The organism is Pantoea alfalfae (genome assembly GCF_019880205.1).
GTDB classification, from domain to species: domain Bacteria; phylum Pseudomonadota; class Gammaproteobacteria; order Enterobacterales; family Enterobacteriaceae; genus Pantoea; species Pantoea alfalfae.
In genome coordinates this window covers 736,652-758,420 of record NZ_CP082292.1, presented here as the reverse complement: position 1 = coordinate 758,420, position 21,769 = coordinate 736,652, and the positions used below count along the sequence as shown (strand labels likewise).

At 56.0% G+C, this 21,769-nt stretch carries 22 protein-coding genes; 15 read left to right on the top strand and 7 right to left on the bottom strand.

Going from position 1 to position 21,769, the window contains the following annotated elements; translation table 11 throughout:
• Nucleotides 1-380: 380 nt before the first annotated feature.
• On the top strand, nucleotides 381-1,778 hold the full coding sequence (locus K6R05_RS03640) for a sugar porter family MFS transporter (protein WP_161732634.1): 1,398 nt from the start codon (nucleotides 381-383) through the stop codon (nucleotides 1,776-1,778).
• Between the two features lie 79 nt (nucleotides 1,779-1,857).
• Here K6R05_RS03640 and K6R05_RS03635 read toward each other — a convergent pair whose 3' ends face one another.
• Entirely contained in the window at nucleotides 1,858-3,126 is a 1,269-nt protein-coding gene (locus K6R05_RS03635) for an O-antigen ligase family protein (RefSeq protein WP_262390890.1), read from the bottom strand.
• Nucleotides 3,116-4,261 carry a glycosyltransferase gene (locus K6R05_RS03630; RefSeq protein ID WP_222925007.1) on the bottom strand — a complete coding sequence of 382 codons (1,146 nt, stop codon included), beginning with the start codon at nucleotides 4,259-4,261 and terminating at the stop codon, nucleotides 3,116-3,118. Before K6R05_RS03630 ends, K6R05_RS03635 begins: the two co-directional genes overlap by 11 nt.
• 210 nt (nucleotides 4,262-4,471) lie before the next feature.
• Between K6R05_RS03630 and K6R05_RS03625 the strand changes: the two genes are divergently transcribed.
• The 6 genes from K6R05_RS03625 to ruvX all read left to right on the top strand — a co-directional run bounded on the left by K6R05_RS03625 (nucleotide 4,472) and on the right by ruvX (nucleotide 8,688).
• Nucleotides 4,472-4,984, top strand: coding sequence for a SprT family zinc-dependent metalloprotease (locus K6R05_RS03625; protein WP_161732638.1), 513 nt, complete (start codon nucleotides 4,472-4,474; stop codon nucleotides 4,982-4,984).
• A 76-nt stretch (nucleotides 4,985-5,060) separates the two neighbouring features.
• Entirely contained in the window at nucleotides 5,061-5,765 is a 705-nt protein-coding gene (gene endA, locus K6R05_RS03620; RefSeq protein ID WP_161732640.1) for a deoxyribonuclease I, read from the top strand.
• Nucleotides 5,766-5,835: 70 nt separating this feature from the next.
• Complete coding sequence (gene rsmE / locus K6R05_RS03615; RefSeq protein ID WP_161732642.1) at nucleotides 5,836-6,567, top strand: 16S rRNA (uracil(1498)-N(3))-methyltransferase; 732 nt, start codon at nucleotides 5,836-5,838, stop codon at nucleotides 6,565-6,567.
• Between the two features lie 106 nt (nucleotides 6,568-6,673).
• Nucleotides 6,674-7,618: a glutathione synthase gene (gene gshB / locus K6R05_RS03610; protein ID WP_098052423.1), complete on the top strand. Its 945-nt coding sequence runs from the start codon at nucleotides 6,674-6,676 to the stop codon at nucleotides 7,616-7,618.
• A gap of 87 nt (nucleotides 7,619-7,705) precedes the next feature.
• Entirely contained in the window at nucleotides 7,706-8,269 is a 564-nt protein-coding gene (locus K6R05_RS03605) for a YqgE/AlgH family protein (protein ID WP_161732646.1), read from the top strand.
• Nucleotides 8,269-8,688, top strand: coding sequence for a Holliday junction resolvase RuvX (ruvX, locus tag K6R05_RS03600; RefSeq protein WP_161732648.1), 420 nt, complete (start codon nucleotides 8,269-8,271; stop codon nucleotides 8,686-8,688). The genes K6R05_RS03605 and ruvX overlap by 1 nt, the downstream gene beginning before the upstream one ends.
• 5 nt (nucleotides 8,689-8,693) lie before the next feature.
• On the opposite strand, the gene K6R05_RS03595 is transcribed toward ruvX, so the two are convergent.
• Nucleotides 8,694-9,689: a type IV pilus twitching motility protein PilT gene (locus K6R05_RS03595; RefSeq protein WP_222925006.1), complete on the bottom strand. Its 996-nt coding sequence runs from the start codon at nucleotides 9,687-9,689 to the stop codon at nucleotides 8,694-8,696.
• A gap of 14 nt (nucleotides 9,690-9,703) precedes the next feature.
• Between K6R05_RS03595 and K6R05_RS03590 the strand changes: the two genes are divergently transcribed.
• Genes K6R05_RS03590 through hemW form a run of 4 tightly spaced genes read left to right on the top strand, consistent with a single transcriptional unit; the run spans nucleotide 9,704 to nucleotide 12,725 of the window.
• On the top strand, nucleotides 9,704-10,411 hold the full coding sequence (locus tag K6R05_RS03590) for a YggS family pyridoxal phosphate-dependent enzyme (RefSeq protein ID WP_161732652.1): 708 nt from the start codon (nucleotides 9,704-9,706) through the stop codon (nucleotides 10,409-10,411).
• 12 nt (nucleotides 10,412-10,423) lie between these two features.
• Nucleotides 10,424-10,978: a YggT family protein gene (locus tag K6R05_RS03585; RefSeq protein WP_150014212.1), complete on the top strand. Its 555-nt coding sequence runs from the start codon at nucleotides 10,424-10,426 to the stop codon at nucleotides 10,976-10,978.
• 21 nt (nucleotides 10,979-10,999) lie between these two features.
• Entirely contained in the window at nucleotides 11,000-11,593 is a 594-nt protein-coding gene (locus K6R05_RS03580) for an XTP/dITP diphosphatase (protein WP_161732654.1), read from the top strand.
• Nucleotides 11,586-12,725, top strand: a complete 1,140-nt coding sequence (gene hemW / locus K6R05_RS03575) for a radical SAM family heme chaperone HemW (RefSeq protein ID WP_222925005.1) — start codon at nucleotides 11,586-11,588, stop codon at nucleotides 12,723-12,725. The genes K6R05_RS03580 and hemW overlap by 8 nt, the downstream gene beginning before the upstream one ends.
• 36 nt (nucleotides 12,726-12,761) lie before the next feature.
• Here hemW and K6R05_RS03570 read toward each other — a convergent pair whose 3' ends face one another.
• The 3 genes from K6R05_RS03570 to trmB all read right to left on the bottom strand — a co-directional run bounded on the left by K6R05_RS03570 (nucleotide 12,762) and on the right by trmB (nucleotide 14,589).
• Nucleotides 12,762-13,478, bottom strand: coding sequence for a YggN family protein (locus tag K6R05_RS03570; RefSeq protein WP_222925004.1), 717 nt, complete (start codon nucleotides 13,476-13,478; stop codon nucleotides 12,762-12,764).
• A gap of 65 nt (nucleotides 13,479-13,543) precedes the next feature.
• Nucleotides 13,544-13,870 carry a YggL family protein gene (locus K6R05_RS03565; protein WP_003853403.1) on the bottom strand — a complete coding sequence of 109 codons (327 nt, stop codon included), beginning with the start codon at nucleotides 13,868-13,870 and terminating at the stop codon, nucleotides 13,544-13,546.
• The gene (gene trmB, locus K6R05_RS03560; protein WP_150014222.1) at nucleotides 13,870-14,589 is read right to left on the bottom strand and encodes a tRNA (guanosine(46)-N7)-methyltransferase TrmB; all 720 of its coding nucleotides are present in this window, start codon (nucleotides 14,587-14,589) and stop codon (nucleotides 13,870-13,872) included. The genes K6R05_RS03565 and trmB overlap by 1 nt, the downstream gene beginning before the upstream one ends.
• A gap of 154 nt (nucleotides 14,590-14,743) precedes the next feature.
• Between trmB and mutY the strand changes: the two genes are divergently transcribed.
• Genes mutY through mltC form a run of 3 tightly spaced genes read left to right on the top strand, consistent with a single transcriptional unit; the run spans nucleotide 14,744 to nucleotide 17,235 of the window.
• Nucleotides 14,744-15,829, top strand: a complete 1,086-nt coding sequence (gene mutY / locus K6R05_RS03555; protein ID WP_222925003.1) for an A/G-specific adenine glycosylase — start codon at nucleotides 14,744-14,746, stop codon at nucleotides 15,827-15,829.
• A complete protein-coding gene (locus K6R05_RS03550; protein WP_003853409.1) occupies nucleotides 15,829-16,101 on the top strand; it encodes an oxidative damage protection protein in 273 nt (90 codons plus the stop codon). Before mutY ends, K6R05_RS03550 begins: the two co-directional genes overlap by 1 nt.
• A 54-nt stretch (nucleotides 16,102-16,155) precedes the next feature.
• The gene (gene mltC / locus K6R05_RS03545; RefSeq protein ID WP_161732666.1) at nucleotides 16,156-17,235 is read left to right on the top strand and encodes a membrane-bound lytic murein transglycosylase MltC; all 1,080 of its coding nucleotides are present in this window, start codon (nucleotides 16,156-16,158) and stop codon (nucleotides 17,233-17,235) included.
• An 828-nt stretch (nucleotides 17,236-18,063) separates the two neighbouring features.
• Here the strand turns inward: mltC and K6R05_RS03540 are convergent.
• Nucleotides 18,064-20,217, bottom strand: coding sequence for an ornithine decarboxylase (locus K6R05_RS03540; RefSeq protein WP_161732667.1), 2,154 nt, complete (start codon nucleotides 20,215-20,217; stop codon nucleotides 18,064-18,066).
• 553 nt (nucleotides 20,218-20,770) lie between these two features.
• Between K6R05_RS03540 and acuI the strand changes: the two genes are divergently transcribed.
• Nucleotides 20,771-21,754: an acrylyl-CoA reductase (NADPH) gene (gene acuI / locus K6R05_RS03535; RefSeq protein ID WP_222925002.1), complete on the top strand. Its 984-nt coding sequence runs from the start codon at nucleotides 20,771-20,773 to the stop codon at nucleotides 21,752-21,754.
• The last annotated feature ends 15 nt before the right edge of the window (nucleotides 21,755-21,769 follow it).

Below are 21,769 nucleotides of genomic sequence, written 5' to 3'. Positions count from 1 at the left end.
ATCTGCCCGGCATCTCCTTCACTCTGAAGCAAATTTTCCATTCTCAGCTACACTTCCTTTCGCTTTTTCTGACGACAAAATGTTAACGATTACAAATTGAAATGCTTTGTTTTTCTGATATTTAGGAATTAACGCACGTAGTTATTATGCTGAAAATGCGTTATTTTCAGCGTCGTCTGATAGCCACTAAATAGAGCATTGTCAGAAACTTAATGAGTGCTATACCTCACTGGTTAATTAATCTTTCCGGGAAAAATATGCTGAATTTCAGGGTTTCAGCGTGTGTAAGCGATTACACTGATGTGATCAGACTCACTTTTTTCCCGCTAAAGGTTTTTTAACATTGATAAAAACAATGATGGATAAACCTGGAGGCTCCCATGCCTGGCAATACACACAAAAGCAGAACTTCAAATAAGGCGATGACCTTATTTGTCTGCTTTCTGGCGGCCCTTGCGGGACTGCTGTTCGGCCTGGATATCGGCGTTATCGCCGGTGCCCTGCCGTTTATCGCAAAGGACTTTAACGTTACTCCTCATCAGCAGGAGTGGATCGTCAGTTCCATGATGTTTGGTGCGGCGGTCGGTGCTATCGGCAGCGGCTGGATGTCTTCCCGCCTGGGGCGTAAAAAAAGCCTGATGGCCGGTGCGATTCTGTTCGTTATCGGTTCACTCTGGTCGGCAATGTCGCCGAACCCGGAAATGCTGATCAGCGCCCGCGTTCTGCTGGGCCTGGCAGTGGGTATCGCCTCTTATACTGCCCCGCTTTATCTTTCTGAGATCGCTCCGGAAAAAATTCGCGGCAGTATGATTTCGCTTTACCAGCTGATGATCACCATCGGTATTCTGGGTGCTTACCTTACTGATACCGCCTTCAGCTTTACCGGCAACTGGCGCTGGATGCTGGGCATTATCACCATTCCGGCACTGCTGCTGCTGGTTGGTGTTTTCTTCCTGCCAAACAGCCCACGCTGGCTGGCGGCGCGAGGCAACTTCCGCGATGCGCAACGTGTACTGGATCGTCTGCGTGATACCAGTGAGCAGGCAAAACGTGAGCTGGAAGAGATTCGTGAAAGTCTGAAGGTCAAGCAGTCTGGCTGGGGTCTGTTCACCAGCAGCAGCCACTTCCGTCGTGCGGTCTATCTCGGCATCCTGTTGCAGGTCATGCAGCAGTTTACCGGTATGAACGTTATCATGTATTACGCGCCAAAAATCTTCGAAATCGCGGGCTTTACCAACACCACCCAGCAGATGTGGGGCACGGTGATTGTGGGTCTGGTCAACGTACTGGCCACCTTCATCGCTATTGGTCTGGTGGATCGCTGGGGCCGTAAACCTACGCTGATTCTGGGCTTTATGGTGATGGCAGCCGGTATGGGCGTGCTGGGTACGATGCTGCATTTCGGTATCCACTCTGCGGGCGCGCAGTACTTCGCAGTAGGTATGCTGCTGATGTTCATCGTTGGTTTTGCGATGTCAGCCGGTCCGTTGATTTGGGTACTCTGTTCCGAAATTCAGCCGCTGAAAGGCCGCGACTTCGGTATCACGGTTTCCACAACCACCAACTGGATCGCAAACATGATCGTGGGTGCGACCTTCCTTACGATGCTGAATACGCTGGGCAACGCGAACACCTTCTGGGTCTACGCACTGCTTAACCTGTTCTTTATTCTGCTGACGCTGATGCTGATCCCGGAGACCAAAAACGTCTCACTGGAGCACATCGAACGTAACCTGATGGCAGGTAAAAAACTGCGTGACATCGGTTCACGCGATTAACATTACCGGATAAAACGCGGTAAAAAAAACGGCGGGGTTTCTCTGGAAACCCCGCCGTTTTTATTTGTTCAATACAGGATTACAGCGTGTTAACTCGCCCTGCCGGCAATGGCTGACGTATGCAGCAGAGCGCCAGCGCCATAATGAAAATGGTGACGGTCTGATTATACGGCAGTACCGAATCGGTTAATCCGCAGATAAACAGTGCCAGCATTGGCAGCGCCACGCCGCGCAGATCGCACTTCTTCAGCATGCCGCCAGCCACAGTCAGATAGAGAAGCACCAGCGACAGCGTACCCAGCCAGCCCTGTAGCGTGGTTACTTCCAGAAACTCATTGTGCATGTTGTATTTAACGTTGGTGTAGCCTTCAACATTCAGTGGATAGTGCGCCATGATGAACTGACGCGCCTCGGTAGTGCGCGCATCCGGCGTCGCAAAACTGCCATGATGCTCAATAAAGTTGACCGCCCCGCCCCAGATCGCGACACGTGCGCCCAGAGAGGTCGAGCTGTTTGATCCGTAGTTCTCAATGTCCTGCACGCCTTCCACCCAACGGTTACTGGTCATCAGGATCAGCACCGCCAGTACGCCTACTAACAGTGCGCTAATCCGCCAGTTGGTCAGCAGCGACAGCCGCCAGGTCTGCAACAGGAACAGCAGCCCCACGGCAATCAGCGCAATCAGCGTTACGCGGGTGCCGCACAGGTAGAGCAAGGCAAAGGTCACCGCCAGTACGGCGATGTCGGCAATCTTCCAGTATCTGTGCGTCTCGTAACGGCTCAGCCACAGCCAGGCGCAGTAGATAAACAGAATCATGTAGGAGGACATGGAGGCCGCTTCGGTGGTGAGCTTAATGCGGATATTCTCGGTATAGAGATGCTCATGAATACCAAAGCCCAGCGTAATCAGCAGACCGACCAGAATTAACACCTTTCCAATACGCAGCGTGGTTGCAGAGACCCGATTGCCATAAATCGCCAGACTAAGCAGCACAAAGGCGCCCAGCAACAGCCGCTTCGCCCCCAGCAGATAGTTGCTGATATTGGTGATGGCATCGTTTGAGGGCGCGGTCTCAATCCCCTTTGTGTGTATTGCCCAGAACAGACGGATCAGAGCAAAGATAATCAGCACAGCAAACAGGACGACATAAAAACCGTTCTCTTTAAACGCTACTCGCTTGCGCACTACGCCATACAACACAGACGCGACGGAGAGATAAGAGACCAGATAAAATATTTTTTGCGGCAGGCCGGAAACAAACATATTCAGTGACAGCGCCAGACAGAGCGCAACAACTGAAGCATTAACCATTAACGTTAATCCATTACGGCTGCTTTTATTTGTCATGCTTAACCTCAGTCAGACGGTTAAATGCACTCATCAGGTGCTTCATATAATTTTCCTCATAAAAACCGGTGATGCTCGCTTTAATAACCTGATGATCGGGAAAGGGGTAATCCCGGCTCATGGCGTTGAGAATAGCGGCAAGCGCCATGCTGTCATTGGTGGGGTAGAGCTGACCATTGAGACCGTTCTGAATAATTTCTGACGGGCCACTGATGCAGTCGGATGAGACGCAGTAGACGCCCCGTGACATCGCCTCCAGCAGGATCAGCGGGAAGCCTTCAAAGTTCGAGGTCATGAGCAGACAGGTGACCTGTCTGATATGGCGGATGACATACTCCCAGGCGTTCTCCTGCCAGCCATGCCAGGTGATACGATCCTGAATGCCGAGTTCCGACACGTAATGCTGACATTGCGTCAGATCTTCCCCATCCCCGACAATTTCCAGCGTCCACGGCGCATCCAGATGCTTTAACGCATCAAACAGATCTTTAAGCTGTTTCTGCCGCTGAAAATGGACGCGGCCGATATAGAGAAACTTCAGCCCCTGCGGCCTGCCGATAACCACGTCATTACGCCTGATCGGGTTGTAGATAACGTCCACGTCAGTGGCGCGTGCACCTAACTCCACCAACTGCTCTTTAATCTGCTTACTGATGGCAAAATGGTGATCGGCCCGCAGCAGATAATGTGGGCGATAGCGTTCACGCGGTGGCAGGTGCATCCAGCTCGACAACATGATTTTACGTCCTGAGAGCGTAATGGCCCGGCGCGTCATCAGACAGGGAATGGTGTTGAGGGTCAGAACATGATCAGGCTGATAACGACGAAAGAAGGCGGCCATTCTCAGCGTGTGAATAAGATTTTTTATTTTCTTATTCCGCAGCGTGCAGACGCTCTCTGATAAAACGGCGTTGGCAGTCCAGGCGCGGGAGAGGCTCTCCTCTCCGCTGTTGATAATAAACAGCCCCGCTTCCGTTCCGGATTCCTTATTGAGGGCGGTAATCAGCTGGCAGGTCACATTCTCCATACCGCCGCGGCCAGCCATGAGATCGGTAACCAGCACAATGCGCTGTTTCCTGATGTTATTATTTTTCATTGCGTTGTCCGTACACTGTGCTTTCCGCTTCTGATCCATTCACTCTGCTGTGAACATTAGCAACAGGATATTCTAAAAAAGGCCGTAACCATATTTAATCCAGAAATTTCAGCCAATAGCAGGGACACTCCTGGCCACTCTCCCGCGGTGGATCGTATGGATCGAAACTGGCGAAAGAGTATAGTCGCTGCGCTGTCGTTTTCACGGGTAACGTTGAGTTCCTGGACGACGGCGATTATTCTGAGCGCCATGAAAACACCTCGTCTCCCCATTGCCCTGCAGCAGGCCGTAATGCGCTCATTGCGCCAGTCGCTTGAGCGTGCAAATCTGGCACTGAAAACCCATTATCCGGAACCGAAGCTGCTTTACCAGCAGCGCGGTACGGCGGCGGGCACCGCCTGGCTGGCGTCCTGGGAGATCCGCATCAATCCGGTGCTGCTGCTGGAAAATCAGCAGACATTTATCGATGAAGTGGTGCCGCATGAGCTGGCGCATCTGCTGGTGTGGAAACAGTTTGGCCGCGTCGCACCACACGGCAAAGAGTGGAAGTGGATGATGGAGCAGGTTCTGGGCGTTCCGGCACGGCGCACCCATCAGTTTGAGATCGCCTCCGTACGCAGTAACACCTTTGCTTACCGCTGCCAGTGCCAGCAGCATCAGCTGACGGTTCGCCGCCACAATCGTGTTCTGCGTAAAGAAAGTGAATATCGCTGCGTGCACTGTGGCAGCCTGCTGGTCGCAGGCGAGTTTGTCGCTTCCTGAGAACAATCCCCATTCCGCCCTATTCCACATTCTGTTAACCTGCCGCCCTTTTTCGTACCAGGAAGAAATCTGGAATATGTCTCGCATACTAAGTCTGGCGGTTGCGCTGCTATTTGCACCTGCCGCTGACGCCCTTAATCTGAATAACTATCATCAAAATAACTTCCAGCAGGCTAAAACCTTTGCGGCGGCGATTAACGCCGATGCGCCGGGTTCATTCTACTGTGGCTGTAAGATTCAGTGGCAGGGCAAAAAGGGCATTCCCGATCTCAACAGCTGTGGTTATCAGGTGCGCAGGAACGCCAATCGCGCCGGGCGCATTGAGTGGGAACATGTGATGCCGGCCTGGGAGTTTGGTCATCAGCGTCAGTGCTGGCAGGACGGAGGCCGCAAAAACTGCAGCAAGGACCCCGACTATCGCCGCATCGAAACAGATTTGCATAACCTTCAGCCTGCAGTGGGTGAAGTGAATGGTGACCGTGGTAACTTCGCCTACAGTCAATGGAACGGTAGCGAGAAGCAGTACGGCCAGTGTGAGATGAAGATCGACTTTAAACTCAAACAGGCGGAGCCACCCGCACGGGCGCGGGGAGCTATTGCCCGAACCTATTTCTACATGCGCGATCAGTACCATCTGCGCATTTCGCGCCAGCAGACGCAGCTGTTTACCGCCTGGGACAAGCTCTATCCCGTCACAAAGTGGGAGTGTGAACGCGATCAGCGCATTGCAAAGGTTCAGGGCAATCACAATCCTTATGTGCAGCAGGCTTGCCAGCGCTAAAATCCCTGCCCTACACTAGCTTTTTTTCCCATGACGCCGCTGCAGTGCGGCGTCCGGTTTCAGGAACCTTATGCGCATACCTCGCATCTATCACGCCGGGCCATTAGAGATCGGCAGTGAAATTACCCTGGATGAAGATGCATCCAATCATGTGGGCCGGGTACTCCGGATGACGGCAGGCCAGCGTCTGGAACTCTTTGATGGCACTAATCTGACTTTTGCAGCAGAGATCACGCATGTTGATAAAAAGCGTGTAAAAGTATCGCTCACAGAGAGCCAGCCGGACGATCGCGAGTCACCTTTGCATCTGCATTTAGGTCAGGTGATGTCGCGCGGTGAAAAAATGGAATTCACTATCCAGAAATCGATCGAGCTGGGCGTGAATGTCATTACACCCTTGTTTTCCGAGCGCTGTGGCGTAAAGCTTGATGCTGAACGTCTGGCGAAGAAGATCCAGCAGTGGCAGAAAATTGCTATTGCCGCCTGCGAACAGTGTGGCCGTAATCGCGTGCCGGAGATTCGTGAAGCGATGACGCTGGAAGCCTGGTGTGCAGAGGCTGACAGCGGTCTGAAGCTCAACCTGCATCCGCGCGCCAGTCACAGCATCAATACGCTGCCACAGCCTGTTGAGCGGGTACGGCTGCTGATTGGCCCTGAAGGCGGTTTGTCTGCGGACGAAATTGCGATGACGGCCCAGCACGACTTTACTGACATTCTGCTTGGCCCACGGGTATTACGTACCGAAACCACCGCGCTGACGGCCATTACGGCACTTCAGGTGAGGTTTGGCGACCTGGGTTAAGCGATACTTTCAGCGGAAAGAGCGCAGGCATGATGTCCTGACCGATCGGCCCACTGCAGACCGAACCAGACGAGGCGGTAAACACCGCCTCACCGAGGAGATAATAATGATTAAACTTGGCATCGTGATGGACCCTATTTCGTCCATCAATATTAAAAAAGACTCCAGCTTCGCTATGCTGCTGGAAGCACAGCGCCGCGGTTACGAAATTCACTACATGGAGATGCACGATCTCTCCATGCGCGGTGGCGTGGCCTCTGCCCGCACCCGTCTGCTGACCGTCGAGCAGAATCCTGACAACTGGTATCAATTCGGCAGCGAGCAGGTGATCCCGCTGGCTGACCTGAACGTGGTGCTGATGCGTAAAGATCCGCCATTCGATACCGAGTTCATCTATGCAACCTACATTCTGGAGCGCGCAGAAGAGCTGGGTACACTGATCGTGAACAAACCGCAGAGCCTGCGTGACTGTAACGAAAAGCTCTACACCGCCTGGTTTGCCGAGTTTACGCCTGACACCCTGGTGACCCGCAGCAAAGCGCAGCTGCGTGACTTCTGGCAGGAGCATGGCGACATCATCATGAAGCCGCTGGATGGCATGGGTGGCGCCTCTATCTTCCGCGTGAAGAAAGACGATCCTAACTTTGGTGTGATTACCGAAACCCTGACCGAGCATGAGAGCCGTTTCTGCATGGCACAGAACTACATTGCGGCGATTAAAGAAGGCGACAAACGCGTGCTGGTTGTAGATGGCGAACCGGTCCCTTACTGCCTGGCGCGTATCCCGCAGGGTGGTGAAACGCGTGGTAATCTCGCCGCCGGTGGTCGCGGTGAAGCGCGTCCGCTGAGCGAAAGCGACTGGGAAATTGCGCGCCGTGTAGGCCCAACGCTGAAAGCAAAAGGACTGATTTTTGTCGGTCTCGACATCATCGGTGATAAACTGACTGAAGTTAACGTGACCAGCCCAACCTGCATTCGTGAAATTGAGGCTGCGTTCCCGATCTCCATCACCGGCATGTTGATGGATGCCATTGAGAAGCGCCTGGGCTGAGCAAGAAGCCGGGGCGTGGCTCCGTGATCAACCCAATACCGGTGCGGCCGTCGCGTGCCGGTTATTTTTTTGGTACATCGTGTGAGAATGAATTTACAACATCACTTTTTGATTGCCATGCCTTCATTGCAGGATCCTTTCTTCAAACGTTCCGTGGTCTATCTCTGCGAACATAACGAAGAGGGTGCAATGGGACTGATCATCAATAAACCCATGGAAAACCTGACGGTTGAAGGCATTCTGAAGAAGCTGAAAATCCCTGCTGACGATCGCGACCCGGCCATCAGGCTGGATAAACCGGTGTTTACCGGCGGTCCGCTGGCGGAAGATCGTGGCTTTATTCTGCACTCAGCACAACGCACGTTTACCTCCAGCATTCGCGTCTCAGATAATACGATTATCACTACCTCCCGTGACGTGCTGGAGTCGATTGGCACCGCGTCTCAGCCCACCAATGTGCTGGTCGCGCTGGGTTACTGCGCCTGGGAAAAAGATCAGCTGGAAAATGAGTTGATGGAAAATGCCTGGCTGACCACGCCCGCTAACAGCAATATCCTGTTCCAGACGCCGATTTCAGAGCGCTGGCGCGAAGCGGCGCGCAGTATTGGCGTCGATATTCACAACATGGCCAGCGACGCGGGACACGCCTGATGTCAACTCAGACTCTGTTAGGTTTCGACTTCGGCACTAAAAGTATTGGTGTCGCTGTAGGTCAGGAACTCACGGGCAGTGCCCGTCCGCTGACCGCGATTAAAGCGCAGGATGGTATCCCGGACTGGCTGGTGGTCGAAAAGCTGCTGAAAGAGTGGCAGCCCGATTTTGTCGTCGTCGGCCTGCCGCTGAATATGGATGGTACCGAGCAGCCGCTGACTGACCGCGCGCGTAAATTTGCCAACCGCCTGCACGGTCGCTTTGGCATCCGGGTAGAGCTGCAGGATGAACGGCTCAGCACGGTAGAGGCGCGTGCTGGCCTGTTTGAGCGCGGCGGTTATCGCGCCCTCAACAAAGGCTCGGTCGATTCACAGTCTGCTGCCATCATTTTGCAGGACTGGTTCGAAAACCATTACTGATCGGCTTACTCAATCAGACCGGCTGCCTGACGCGCCAGCCGGCTCTGCTCAAACGTCTGCATACCGGCCTGTGCGCCGGTCTGCAGCAGCGCGGGGATCTGATGCATCTTGCCTTCCCGGATCAGATTCGTGATACCCGGAGTGGCGATCAGTATCTCAAACAGTCCAATCCGCGATCCAGCCACTGAGGTTACCAGCCGCTGTGCAATCACTGCTTTCAGGCTGCCCGCGAGTTGCGTACGCACCAGCTGCTTCTCCTCCGCCGGGAAGACATCCACCAGCCGATCCACCGCCTGCGCCGCGCCACGAGTATGCAGCGTCGCCAGTACCAGATGGCCAGTCTCCGCCGCCGTCAGCGCCTGACGGATGGTGTCGCTGTCGCGCAGCTCACCCAGCAGGATGACGTCGGGATCTTCACGCAGCGCCGCCTTTATCCCCAGCGAGAACGAATCGCAGTGCAGGCCGATTTCGCGCTGCTGAATCAGCGACTGCTGGCTGTGATGGATAAATTCAATCGGATCTTCCAGCGTAATGATATGACGCGCCTGCTGGCGGTTCAGCGCATCGACCAGCGCCGTCAGCGTGGCCGATTTACCACTTCCGGTCGCACCGGTCACCAGAATCAGGCCATCCTGCTGCTCCAGCAGCGTCGGCACAATGGCGGGCAGCTGCAGGCTCTCCAGCGTCGGGCTCGTCGTGGCGATGATGCGCAGCGCCAGTGACAGGCCGTTACGCTGCATAAACAGATTGGCACGCAGACGCTGACCGCCAGCCAGGCTCAGAGCGAAGTCGAGCTGCCCTGCGCGTTCCAGCGCCTGCCGCTGCGGGTCACTGAGCCAGCGGGTCATAAACTCTGCCATCCAGGCGGCAGAAAGCGGGCCCTGCTGCGAAATGACCTCCAGCTTTCCCTGCCGCCGCCAGTAGGGCAAATGTCCGCAGCAAAGGTGCAGATCGGCGGCATTATGCTTTACACTAAGCCCCACCATTTCATCCAGATTCATAATTTCTCCTGACTATGACTTCAATCCAGCAGAACTTACAGCAAGTGCGGCAGCGAATCGCCGCCGCTGCCGCGCGTTGCGGCCGCGCACCAGAAGAAATTACCCTGCTTGCAGTCAGTAAAACCAAACCTGCGAGCGCGGTCGAAGAAGCCTTTGCCGCTGGCCAGATTGCCTTCGGTGAAAATTACGTTCAGGAAGGGGTTGAAAAAGTTCAGGCACTGGCCGCACATCCTGAGCTGGCGTGGCACTTCATCGGCCCGTTGCAGTCCAACAAAAGCCGTCTGGTGGCGGAAAATTTCGCCTGGTGTCACACCATTGACCGCCAGCGCATTGCGCAGCGGCTCAACGACCAGCGGCCCGCCTCGCTGCCACCGCTGAATGTGTTAATTCAGGTAAATATCAGTGACGAGAACAGCAAATCTGGCATCATGCTGGAGGCCGTTTCCGGGCTGGCGGAGCAGATCGCTGCCCTGCCGCAACTGCGGCTGCGGGGATTGATGGCGATTCCGGCAGCGGAGAGTGATTACCAGCGGCAGCTGGCGGTGTGTCAGCAGATGGCGGAAGCCTTCCGGCAGCTGCAACAGCACTATTCTGGTATAGATACGCTTTCGCTGGGAATGAGCGATGACATGGAGGCGGCAATCGCCGCAGGTAGTACGATGGTGCGTATCGGCACCGCCATTTTTGGCGCACGAGATTATGCGCACAACTCACAACAATAACAGAGGAACTTCATGTTAACACTGACGTTTTTAGTAAAAACGCTGATCGATCTCTACGTCATGGTGCTGCTGTTACGCATCTGGATGCAGTGGTCCCGCTGCGATTTTTACAATCCAGTGGCGCAGTTTGTCGTAAAAGTGACACAGCCAATTGTTAAGCCACTGCGCCGCATACTGCCGGCGCTGGGGCCGATTGATACCGCCTCGCTGCTGCTGGCCTTTGTGCTGACCACGCTGAAATACCCGATTCTGCTGCTGATTCAGGTGGGCGTGTTCTCGGTCGATCCGACTAACCTGCTGGTCGGCCTGCTGTCGCTGGTGAAATCCGCCGGCTATCTGGTCTTCTGGGTCATTATCGTACGCTCTCTGATGAGCTGGATCAGCCAGGGACGTGGCCCGGTCGATTATCTGCTGGTGCAGTTAACCGAGCCGATGATGGCCCCTGTTCGCCGTATTCTGCCTGCGATGGGCGGCATCGATTTCTCTGCGATGATCGTCATCCTGGTGCTGTATGCCCTGAACTTTCTCGGCATGGACCTGTTTCCGGGTCTCTGGTATCTGCTGTAAATGAATCAAACTGGAACTGTTATGCAAAAAGTTGTGCTCGCAACCGGCAATCCCGGCAAAGTGCGTGAACTGGCGGAGTTACTCTCCGCCTTTGGTCTGGATATCGTCGCGCAGACGGACCTTGGGGTTGAATCGGCAGAAGAGACCGGCCTGACCTTTATTGAGAACGCGATTCTCAAAGCGCGTCACGCGGCACAGATCACCGGATTACCGGCCATCGCCGATGACTCCGGCCTGGCCGTGGATGCGCTGGGCGGCGCGCCTGGCATCTACTCGGCGCGTTACGCCGGTGAAGAGGCCAGCGATCAGCAGAACCTGGAGAAGCTATTACAGGCGCTGGAAAACGTCCCTGACGGTCAGCGCCAGGCGCAGTTCCACTGCGTACTGGTCTATCTGCGTCATGCGGAAGACCCGACCCCGCTGGTGTTTCACGGCAGCTGGCAGGGGGAAATTACGCGTTCCGCTGCGGGTTCCGGTGGCTTCGGTTACGACCCGATTTTCTTTGTCCCGGCGCTGGGTAAAACTGCGGCCGAGCTGAGCAAAGCGGAAAAAGGTGCGGTTTCTCACCGGGGTAAAGCATTGACGCTGTTGCTGGAAGCGATGCGTAATGCCTAATCTGCCGCCGTTAAGTCTCTACATCCACATTCCGTGGTGCGTACAGAAGTGCCCCTACTGTGATTTTAACTCCCACGCGCTGAAAGATGAGGTGCCGCACGTTGAATATGTGCAGCACCTGCTGCGCGATCTGGAGATCGACCTGCCGCTGATCGGCGACCGGGAAGTGCGCACGATTTTCATTGGTGGCGGCACGCCCAGCCTGCTGAGCAGCAGCGCGATGCAGATGCTGATGGATGGCGTGCGGGAGCGTCTGACGCTCTCCCCTGATGCGGAAGTGACCATGGAAGCAAATCCTGGTACCGTGGAAGCGGACCGGTTCAGCGCCTATCAGCGCGCCGGTATCAACCGTATTTCGATTGGTGTACAGAGTTTCAGTCCGCAAAAGCTGCAGCGTCTGGGCCGTATTCACGGCCCGGAAGAGGCCGTACGCGCCGCCGAACTGGCAGAGTCGCTGTCGCTGCGCAGCTTTAACCTCGACCTGATGCATGGCCTGCCCGATCAGTCTCTGGAGGAAGCGCTCGACGATTTACGTCAGGCGATTGCGCTTAACCCCCCGCATCTCTCCTGGTACCAGCTCACCATCGAACCCAACACGCTGTTTGGCTCACGCCCGCCGGTGCTGCCAGATGATGATGCACTTTGGGATATTTTCGAACAGGGTGATCGGCTACTTCAGGCGGCGGGTTATCAGCAGTATGAAACCTCCGCCTACGCGAAGCCGGGTTATCGCTGTGAACACAACCTCAACTACTGGCGCTTTGGCGACTATCTGGGGATTGGCTGTGGCGCACACGGCAAGCTGACGCAGCCGGATGGCCGCATTGTCCGCACGGTGAAAACCCGTCATCCGCGTGGCTTCATGCAGGGTAACTACCGCGAAAAGCAGTATGAGGTTGCCGATAGCGACAAGCCGTTTGAATATTTCATGAACCGCTTTCGCCTGCTGGAGGCCGCGCCGCGCGACGAGTTCAGCCGCTACACCGGTTTGTCAGAGCAGGTGATCCGTCCGCAGATGGATGCCGCGATTGCCGCCGGTTATGTGACGGAAACCGCTGATCAGTGGCAGATTACGGAGAAAGGGAAGCTGTTCCTGAATTCGCTGCTGGAGCTGTTTTTAGCGGAAGAGTAGCAAAAGCGCCTCAGCCCGGCAGGCTGAGGCGTTAACTTATTTTTTCAGTGCGCGGGTAAGCTGTTTACGCTGATCTTCCAGCGAAATAACGCGATTACATACTTCGTGTCCGAAGTTCTGGAAATCCTGCTCCTGCTTGCTCCACTCAGCCTGAATCGACTGTTGCAGACCGCCCAGATTGCCCATAATTGCCTGCAGCGGATTACTGCCGCCGCTGCCCTGCTTACTGCCCATCTCATTCAGACTATCCTGCATCACGCCGCCCAGCGTTGACTGCACCAGCCGTTCGCCTTCGGCGCGCACCTCATCAATCGCCTGATGGTGGAACGTCAGACCGTCTTCCCGATGTTCAATGATGCGGTTCATCTGCTGTTTCAGCTGACCATTCAGCGTGGTCAGGCGATTACGCACGTTGCTGTCGGTGCCCAGTTTTTCAACGATGACCCGATCCAGTGCCGCACGTCCTTTTTCCAGACGGGATGTCGCTCCGCTATCGATCCACGGAAGATCGCGACGCAGCGCGTTCTGATAGTCGATCGCTTTCTGACGTTCAGCGATATCCAGCGAAACTTTCTGGCCGTTGAACTGCACGTCGCCCTGCGGCGAGATTTCCATATTGCCACTGGCACCGACCACCTGCACGCTCTGCGGTTTAATCACCACATCGTCCTGTGGCTTAACGCTGCATTCGTAGGCTGCCTGAGCCTGAGTTGCTGCCACCAGCAGCACAGCAAGAAGCGCTTTACGCATCATATCTACTCCCTAAGATCGGGTCTGAAACCCTCCGATCGGGCCGCAGCCCGACACTGTGTGACGACTTAGTCCCACCAGACGTCAAAGAGTTCCGTCATCTGCACATCCTGCAGCTTGCGGTCTTCCAGCCATTTGCGGACCAGCGCACGATGCTCATCGGTGCATTTGCCGGTTTTCTGCAGGCAAACCAGACCTTCCCACACCAGGTAGCCGCTGCCATCAAAGGCAAGGCCGTTAGGATCGATCGCTTCATTGATGAACTGGTTCAGCGTCTCATCGATTTCGCTTTCGCTGGTGCCTTCCGGAAAGCGCCAGGCAACGGAGAAGCCCAGTTCCTGAAACTCGTCGATGTGCAGTTTTTTACGTAAACGGCGGCTGCGTTGTGTGGCCATTATTTCACCCTCTCAAACATTAAATCCCATACGCCGTGGCCTAAACGCTGCCCGCGCTGCTCAAACTTGGTCAGTGGACGCGTCTCAGGACGCGGCACGTAATTCTGTTGCTCTGACTGGTTGCGGTAGCCATCGATGCTGTTCATCACTTCAAGCATATGCTCCGCGTAGGCTTCCCAGTCGGTCGCCATATGGAAAACGCCGCCCGGCTTCAGTTTACGCATCACCAGCTCGGCGAAAGGTACCTGAACGATACGGCGTTTATTGTGACGCGCTTTATGCCATGGATCGGGGAAGAAAAGCTGAACCATGCGCAGTGAGTTATCCGGAATCATCTTCTCCAGCACTTCTACCGCATCGTGACACATCACCCGCAGGTTCTGTACATCGGCTTCTTTGGCGGCGGCGAGACAGGCACCCACGCCCGGCGCGTGCACTTCAATACCCAGGAAGTTCTGATGCGGTGTGTTCTGCGCCATGGTCACCAGGGACGCGCCCATACCAAAGCCAATCTCCAGCGTGACCGGAGCTTCGCGGCCAAACAGTGCGGGCAGATCGACAGGCTCCGGCTGATATTCCACCCCCATGACCGGCCACAGGGTGTCCAGCGCCTGCTGTTGGCCTTTCGTTAAGCGACCCTGGCGGCGCACAAAGCTGCGGATCCGGCGCAATGGCCGCCCGTTCTCATCAAATTCTGGGGTGATGACGTCATTAATCATGTAAAAGCCTGCTGGTTAGCCTGTTCCGGGAAACGGGCATTATGCAAAGTTCATAAGCAGAAGCAAGCCTTTGCAATCTTCCGGTTTACACCCAGGTGCGCATGTGCTGGAATTCCTGCCTGAGTGTAGAGTAAACACGGAAAATTTCCTTCTTATGATGCAAGCGCCGCAGTTCGCGCAACAGGTGCTGGACTGGTATCAGCGCTTTGGTCGCAAAACCCTGCCGTGGCAGCTGGAGAAAACACCTTATAAGGTGTGGCTCTCCGAAGTGATGCTACAGCAAACCCAGGTTGCCACGGTTATTCCCTATTTTGAACGCTTTATGGCGCGCTTCCCTACGGTCACCGATCTCGCTGCGGCGCCGCTGGATGAGGTACTGCATCTCTGGACCGGCCTCGGCTACTACGCCCGGGCGCGTAATCTCCATAAAGCCGCAAAGCAGATTGTTGAGGTTCATCGGGGCGAATTCCCACGTAATTTCGATGATGTCTCAGCCCTGCCCGGCGTTGGCCGCTCTACGGCGGGCGCGATCCTGTCGCTGTCGCTGGGTCAGCATTTCCCGATTCTGGATGGCAACGTCAAGCGCGTGCTGGCCCGCTGCTATGCCGTCAGCGGCTGGCCGGGTAAAAAAGAGGTCGAGAAACGGCTCTGGCAGATCAGCGAAGAGGTCACACCCGCCGAGGGCGTCAGCCAGTTTAATCAGGCTATGATGGATCTGGGTGCGATTGTCTGCACCCGCTCTAAGCCGAAGTGTGAAATCTGCCCGCTGAACAGCGGGTGTGAGGCGTACGCCAGCAACAGCTGGGCGAGCTATCCCGGCAAGAAGCCTAAGCAGGTGCTGCCAGAGCGCAGCGGCTGGTTCCTGATGATTCAGGATGGCGATGATGTCTGGCTGGAGCAGCGCCCGCCTGTGGGTCTGTGGGGCGGTCTGTTCTGCTTTCCGCAGTTCACCACCGAAGCGGCGCTGAATGACTGGCTGGCAGCGCGTGGCATCCATGCAAAACCACAGCAGCTTACTGCGTTTCGTCACACCTTCAGCCATTTCCATCTCGATATCGTGCCGATGTGGCTGTCGTGGCCTTCTGCCGGGGCGGCGATGGATGAAGCAGGCGGTCTCTGGTATAACTTAGCGCTGCCACCATCTGTGGGATTAGCTGCACCCGTTGAGCGCCTGTTACACGAGCTGCGCCATCCCCGACAACTGGCTTTGGACAGTTGTGAGATTAATGAGGAAGAGTAATGAGCCGCACCATTTTTTGTACTTTTTTACAGCGCGACGCGGAAGGTCAGGATTTTCAGCTCTATCCGGGCGACCTGGGTAAACGCATTTACAACGACATCTCCAAAGAAGCCTGGCAGAAGTGGATGGCGAAACAGACCATGTTGATCAATGAGAAGAAGCTCAACATGATGAATCCCGAAGATCGTAAAGTGCTGGAGAAGGAGATGATCAATTTCCTGTTCGAAGGCAAAGACGTTCATATCGAAGGCTATACACCGCCAGAAGCGTAAACATTCCGGGCCTCATCGCTGAGGCCGGTTATCCAGGTCAGGCTTGCATTCCCAATGAATAAAAAATTAATCGCCCTGCTGGTGATAGCCCCACTTTTGGTTTCCTGTTCCGGGTCAAAGAATCAGCAATCCCACGAGGAATGGGTTAAAGACACCAACGGCTTTGATATTCTAATGGGCCAGTTTGCTCACAATATTGAGAATATCTGGGGTATCAATGAGGTCCTGATCGCCGGACCTAAAGATTACGTCAAATATAGCGACAACTATTACACCCGCAGCCACATCAACTTTGAAAGCGGTAAGCTGACCATCGAGACGATTTCTGGTACCGATCCGATGGCCAGTCTGCGTCAGGCGATCGTGACCACGCTGTTGATTGGCGAAGATCCGGGCAATGTCGATCTCTACTCTGACGCCAACGACATCGAGATCAGTAAAGAGCCGCTGCTCTATGGTCAGGTGCTGGATAACACCGGTCAGCCGATTCGCTGGCAGGGCCGCGCGGAAGCCTTTGCTGACTATCTGATTCAGAATAAATTGATGCGCCGCACCTCGGGTCTGCATGTGATTTACAGCATTTCGATTCCGATGGTGCCGAACCACCTGGACAAGCGAGCGCACAAATACCTGCCGATGGTGCGTAAAGCCGCCGAGCAGTATGGTGTCGACGCTTCGTTGATCCTGGCGATTATGCAGACGGAGTCGAGCTTTAACCCCTACGCCGTGAGCCATTCTGATGCGCTGGGTCTGATGCAGGTGGTGCAGCATACCGCCGGTGTTGACGTATTCCGCATGAAGGGTAAATGGGGCAAACCGAGCCGCAGCTATCTGCTGGATCCGGAGAACAATATCGATGCCGGTACGGCTTATCTGTCACTGTTGCAACGCAGCTATCTGGGCGGCATTCAGGATCCGGTATCACGCCGCTATGCAGTAATCACCGCCTATAACGGTGGTGCAGGCAGCGTGCTGCGCGTCTTCTCCAGCGATAAAGATCGCGCGTTCTCGATGATTAACGGCATGTCACCGGGCAAGGTCTATTCGACCCTGGCGAACCAGCATCCGTCGGCGGAGTCGCGTCGTTATCTGTATAAGGTGAGCACTGCTCAGAAGAGTTATCGGGGATTCTGATCGAAGCCGCTGAAGCGGGGGGTTGTTCGCTGCGCGAACGGGCTTGCGGCGCTGAAGCCGGGGTTTGTTCGCTGCGCGAACGGGCTATGAGCGGGGTTTCGTTCGCCTGATTAGTTGGGCAGTTTCAGACACGCCTCTGCAGGCGACCGACAAGGGGCGCCAGTCGCCGCGCCCCTTGACCCCGGCTCCGGCCTGCTTCACCGCCGCTTCGCGGTCTCTTCGCTTCTTCCGGATTTCTCACGGACCGGCAGGACGCGTCATCCCTGGCGCGAACCCGCCTCTTCGCGACATCCCTGTCGCTCGTCCTGAAATCCCTCATCCGCTCAGCGGTTCTGACGGCCTCCCCAACCCCTGCTGTTATCTCTTCTTTCTGTGTTGGGTACTTTATCGCTGTGGGTTTTTAGGGACTGGCTTTGACTGTGGCTTTAAGTCCAGCAGACAACACAGCACCACAGTTAACACAAAGAAATCACAGGCGGGGGTTGGTGAGAGGCGTCCGGAGCGCTGAGGAACAACCGGAGGCCAGGATGAGCCGACAGGACGTCGGCGAAAGGACGGTTCGCGCCAGGGAGGGCGCGTCCGGACGGTCCGTCGGCCGCAGGGCGTGACGAGGGTACCCCGCAAAGCGGGGCGCGCAGGCAGCCGGACGCCGGGATTGTTAAGGGGCGGGCGTCCGCCCCTTGACGCGTCCGCCTGCACAGGCACCCTGAAACTCCCCCTCGCCTGGCGGGCGAAACCTTCTCATAGCCAGCCCGCTGCAAAGCGTAACCTACTCATAGCCAGCCCGCTGCAAAGCGTGCCCCGCCGCCAGGCGAAAACGCCCTCAGATCAGCGCCCCACCATCATATTGGCCACCAGATACTTACGTCCATGCTCATCCTCTTCGGTGTAAACACCCTGCAGCTCCGGGGAGAAGCCGGGCAGCAGATTCAGCCCCTCCTCTAGCGCCAGGAAGTAACGCTGCACCGCGCCGCCCCAGACTTCTCCCGGCACGACGCACAGCACGCCCGGTGGATAAGGCAGCGCGCCTTCCGCAGCGACCCGGCCTGCGGCCTCGGCGATAGGCACCAGCTCCACTTCGCCGCGAATATAAGCCTGATGTGCATCCTGCGGATTCACGCTGACCGGCGGGAACTCCGCGGCGCGGAACATCAGGCGCTGTAGATCCTTCACGTTATGACTGACGTAAAGGTCGTGCATCTCCTGACAGAGGCGACGCAGGGTATAGCCGGCATAACGTTGCGCGTTTTTGCGGTAAATCGTCGGCAGCACTTCGGCCAGCGGCGCATCCTCTTTAACGTGCTGCTCAAACTGCGCCAGCATCGCCACCAGATTCGTCATCTTCTCCGGGCTCTCAGCCGGGGTCAGCAGGAACAGGATCGAGTTGAGATCGCACTTCTCCGGCACGATGCCGTTTTCACGCAGGTAGTTGGCCAGAATGGTGGCCGGGATCCCAAAATCACTGTATTCCCCGCTGGCCGCATCGATCCCTGCCGTGGTCAGCAGCAGCTTGCAGGGATCGACCCGATACTGATCGCGCGCGTAACCCGCAAAACCGTGCCACTTCGCCTGCGGTTCAAAGCTGAAGTAGCGCAGATCGCGGGCGATCGTTTGCGTGGGCGCATCCTGCCAGCGCTGTCCATCAACGATCTCCGGCACAAACGGCAGGATCATTTCGCAGCGTTCCAGGATCGCTTTACGCGCCTCAATACCCAGCGTGACGCACTCATCCCACATGCGACGTCCCGCTTCGCCCTGATGCATTCTGGCGTTGATATCCAGCGCGGCAAACAGCGGATAAAACGGACTGGTTGAAGCATGCAGCATAAAGGCGTTATTCAGTCGCTTATGCGGGCAGAAGCGCCGCTGTCCGCGAATGTGGTTATCTTTTTTATGAATCTGCGAGGTCTGCGAAAAACCGGCCAGCTGCTTATGTACGGACTGCGTGACAAAGATGCCAGGATCGTTTTCATTCAGCTCCAGGGTCAGCGGCGAACAGCCTTCCATCAGCGGAATGAACTGCTCATAGCCGAGCCACGCGGAATCAAACAGGATGTAATCACACAGATGACCGATGCGATCCACCACCTGGCGGGCGTTGTAGACCGTGCCATCGTAGGTGCCGAGCTGGATAATCGCCAGACGGAAAGGCCGCGCCTCTTCTGCACGCTGGGGGGCGACGACCGCGATCTGCTCGCGCAGATAAGCCTCATCAAAGCAGTGCGCGTCAATGCCGCCAATAAAGCCGAAAGGGTTACGTGCTGCTTCAAGATAGACCGGGGTCGCGCCCGCCTGAATCAGCGCGCCATGATGGTTCGACTTGTGATTGTTACGGTCAAACAGCACCAGATCACCGCGGGTCAGCAGCGCATTGGTCACTACTTTATTAGCGCTTGAGGTGCCGTTGAGCACAAAGTAGGTTTTATCGGCGTTAAACACCTTTGCCGCATACTTCTGTGCATCTTTAGCCGAACCTTCGTGGATCAGCAGGTCGCCCAGTTTGACGTCGGCGTTGCACATGTCAGAGCGGAAAACATTCTCGCCATAGAAGTCATAAAACTGTTTGCCCGCCGGATGCTTTTTAAAGAATGCCCCACCCTGATGTCCGGGGCAGGCAAAGGTGCTGTTCTGCATATCGACATAGCGGGTCAGCGTCTCGAAAAAGGGTGGCAGCAGCGCCGCTTCATACGCCTGCGCAGCGGCTTCCAGCGCAAGCCACTCCTGCGGCTCGCCATTCAGCTCACCGCTAACGCCAGGCAGGTGCATCACCTCTTCTTCAAACGCATTCGCGACAAACACCGGCAGATTAAAACCGGTGTGACGCAGCAGCGCCAGCACACCGCTGCGGGTATCCGCCAGCGAGACGACGACCGCCGCCACATCCGTAAAGTCGGTATTGTCCAGCGTCACTACGTCACGCGCGGTGTTCAGGGTCAGGCTGGGTGCGACAGCAGCGCTGGCAGCAATTTTCAGTGGAGTCATAACAGGATCCCTAACGTCAGGGAGGGCGTGCCAGAAGCACAATTATGGGGACAGCGCCCCGGCGAATAATTGATCGTCAGAAGGCATATTGCAGTGTGGCGAGCAGATCCACAGCCGCTGCCTGGCTGGCCTCACCGCATGGTGAATAATGGAGAGTTTGGGAAAGAGGAAAACCCGGTGAGCGCCGGAAAAAGCGAACGGTAATCCGGGCAAGTGCGCGGTGAACCGGACATGGCGACGTCCTCTGTGGTGAACAAGCAGGGCCAAAAAGTGGCGGTCATAATGTCATCTTTTTTATGCACGAACAACCCGACCCAGGGAATTATTCAGTCATGTAATAAAAAGATAACAACATGATTTTTATAGTCTATTTATTATAAGAAATTCATAATACGACTAATTATATGAATTATATGCAGATTTATGCAAACGTCATGCTGCGCAATTTTGCGCTCCTGCAGTGGCCTTCATCCGCAGACTCGGCCATTGCCCTACCGCATTACCGCAGCCAGGCGTAAACTGATCCTCTCATTCCCACTCTGCCGGAGGCTGCATGTTCAAGGCACTGGTCATTGAAAATGACGAACAAGGTTACCGTTCTCTGCTGAAAGATCTCACCGAATCCCAACTGCCAGACCACGATGTCACGCTCGACGTCAGCTACTCATCCCTGAACTATAAAGATGCCCTGGCTATCTGCAACAAAGGCCCGATTGTGCGCCAGTTTCCGATGGTGCCAGGTATCGATTTTGTCGGCCGCGTGACGGCCAGCCGTCATCCCGACTGGAAAGAGGATGATGTGGCGCTGCTGACGGGCTGGGGCGCAGGCGAAAAACAGTGGGGCGGCCTGGCGCAGAAAGCCAGCGTCAGCGGCGACTGGCTGGTGCGCGTGCCCGCCTCTCTTAGCCCGCTGCAGACCATGGCCATCGGCACAGCAGGGCTGACCGCTATGCTCTGCGTCATGGCGCTGGAAAAACAGGGCATCACGCCCGGACACGGACCCGTGCTGGTGACCGGTGCCAGTGGCGGCGTCGGCAGCTACAGCGTCAGCCTGCTGGCGCGTCTGGGTTATCAGGTGATCGCCTCCAGCGGGCGCGCCAGCGACCATGCGTATCTTATCGATACACTGGGCGCGGCATCGGTGATTAACCGCGAAGAGCTTTCTCATCCCGGCAAGCCGCTGACAAAAGAGCGCTGGGCCGCCGCGATAGACAGCGTCGGCAGTCACACTCTGGCGAACGTGCTGGCCGGCATTCAGCGTGACGGCGTGGTGGCTGCCTGCGGTATGGCGCAGGGACTCGACCTGCCCGCCAGCGTCGCACCTTTTATTTTGCGTGGCATCACGCTGGCGGGTGTCGACAGCGTGATGTGTCCGAAGCCGCTTCGTCAGCAGGCATGGCAGCGGCTCGGTGAGCTGCTGGATAGCGATCGGCTCCGCAAACTGAGCCGGGTGATCCCGCTGAGTGAAGCCAGAGAAGGTGCGCAGGCATTGCTGGATGGCAGCGTACAGGGTCGTCTGATTGTCGACTGTCGCTAACCCGCGTTTAAAGGC

What these genes read in the sequence shown, in the direction of transcription:
- K6R05_RS03640 (WP_161732634.1), top strand. Translation starts at nt 381, where the DNA reads ATGCCTGGCAATACACACAAAAGCAGAACTTCAAATAAGGCGATGACC.
- K6R05_RS03635 (WP_262390890.1), bottom strand. Translation starts at nt 3,126, where the DNA reads ATGACAAATAAAAGCAGCCGTAATGGATTAACGTTAATGGTTAATGCT.
- K6R05_RS03630 (WP_222925007.1), bottom strand. Translation starts at nt 4,261, where the DNA reads ATGGATCAGAAGCGGAAAGCACAGTGTACGGACAACGCAATGAAAAAT.
- K6R05_RS03625 (WP_161732638.1), top strand. Translation starts at nt 4,472, where the DNA reads ATGAAAACACCTCGTCTCCCCATTGCCCTGCAGCAGGCCGTAATGCGC.
- endA (WP_161732640.1), top strand. Translation starts at nt 5,061, where the DNA reads ATGTCTCGCATACTAAGTCTGGCGGTTGCGCTGCTATTTGCACCTGCC.
- rsmE (WP_161732642.1), top strand. Translation starts at nt 5,836, where the DNA reads ATGCGCATACCTCGCATCTATCACGCCGGGCCATTAGAGATCGGCAGT.
- gshB (WP_098052423.1), top strand. Translation starts at nt 6,674, where the DNA reads ATGATTAAACTTGGCATCGTGATGGACCCTATTTCGTCCATCAATATT.
- K6R05_RS03605 (WP_161732646.1), top strand. Translation starts at nt 7,706, where the DNA reads ATGAATTTACAACATCACTTTTTGATTGCCATGCCTTCATTGCAGGAT.
- ruvX (WP_161732648.1), top strand. Translation starts at nt 8,269, where the DNA reads ATGTCAACTCAGACTCTGTTAGGTTTCGACTTCGGCACTAAAAGTATT.
- K6R05_RS03595 (WP_222925006.1), bottom strand. Translation starts at nt 9,689, where the DNA reads ATGAATCTGGATGAAATGGTGGGGCTTAGTGTAAAGCATAATGCCGCC.
- K6R05_RS03590 (WP_161732652.1), top strand. Translation starts at nt 9,704, where the DNA reads ATGACTTCAATCCAGCAGAACTTACAGCAAGTGCGGCAGCGAATCGCC.
- K6R05_RS03585 (WP_150014212.1), top strand. Translation starts at nt 10,424, where the DNA reads ATGTTAACACTGACGTTTTTAGTAAAAACGCTGATCGATCTCTACGTC.
- K6R05_RS03580 (WP_161732654.1), top strand. Translation starts at nt 11,000, where the DNA reads ATGCAAAAAGTTGTGCTCGCAACCGGCAATCCCGGCAAAGTGCGTGAA.
- hemW (WP_222925005.1), top strand. Translation starts at nt 11,586, where the DNA reads ATGCCTAATCTGCCGCCGTTAAGTCTCTACATCCACATTCCGTGGTGC.
- K6R05_RS03570 (WP_222925004.1), bottom strand. Translation starts at nt 13,478, where the DNA reads ATGATGCGTAAAGCGCTTCTTGCTGTGCTGCTGGTGGCAGCAACTCAG.
- K6R05_RS03565 (WP_003853403.1), bottom strand. Translation starts at nt 13,870, where the DNA reads ATGGCCACACAACGCAGCCGCCGTTTACGTAAAAAACTGCACATCGAC.
- trmB (WP_150014222.1), bottom strand. Translation starts at nt 14,589, where the DNA reads ATGATTAATGACGTCATCACCCCAGAATTTGATGAGAACGGGCGGCCA.
- mutY (WP_222925003.1), top strand. Translation starts at nt 14,744, where the DNA reads ATGATGCAAGCGCCGCAGTTCGCGCAACAGGTGCTGGACTGGTATCAG.
- K6R05_RS03550 (WP_003853409.1), top strand. Translation starts at nt 15,829, where the DNA reads ATGAGCCGCACCATTTTTTGTACTTTTTTACAGCGCGACGCGGAAGGT.
- mltC (WP_161732666.1), top strand. Translation starts at nt 16,156, where the DNA reads ATGAATAAAAAATTAATCGCCCTGCTGGTGATAGCCCCACTTTTGGTT.
- K6R05_RS03540 (WP_161732667.1), bottom strand. Translation starts at nt 20,217, where the DNA reads ATGACTCCACTGAAAATTGCTGCCAGCGCTGCTGTCGCACCCAGCCTG.
- acuI (WP_222925002.1), top strand. Translation starts at nt 20,771, where the DNA reads ATGTTCAAGGCACTGGTCATTGAAAATGACGAACAAGGTTACCGTTCT.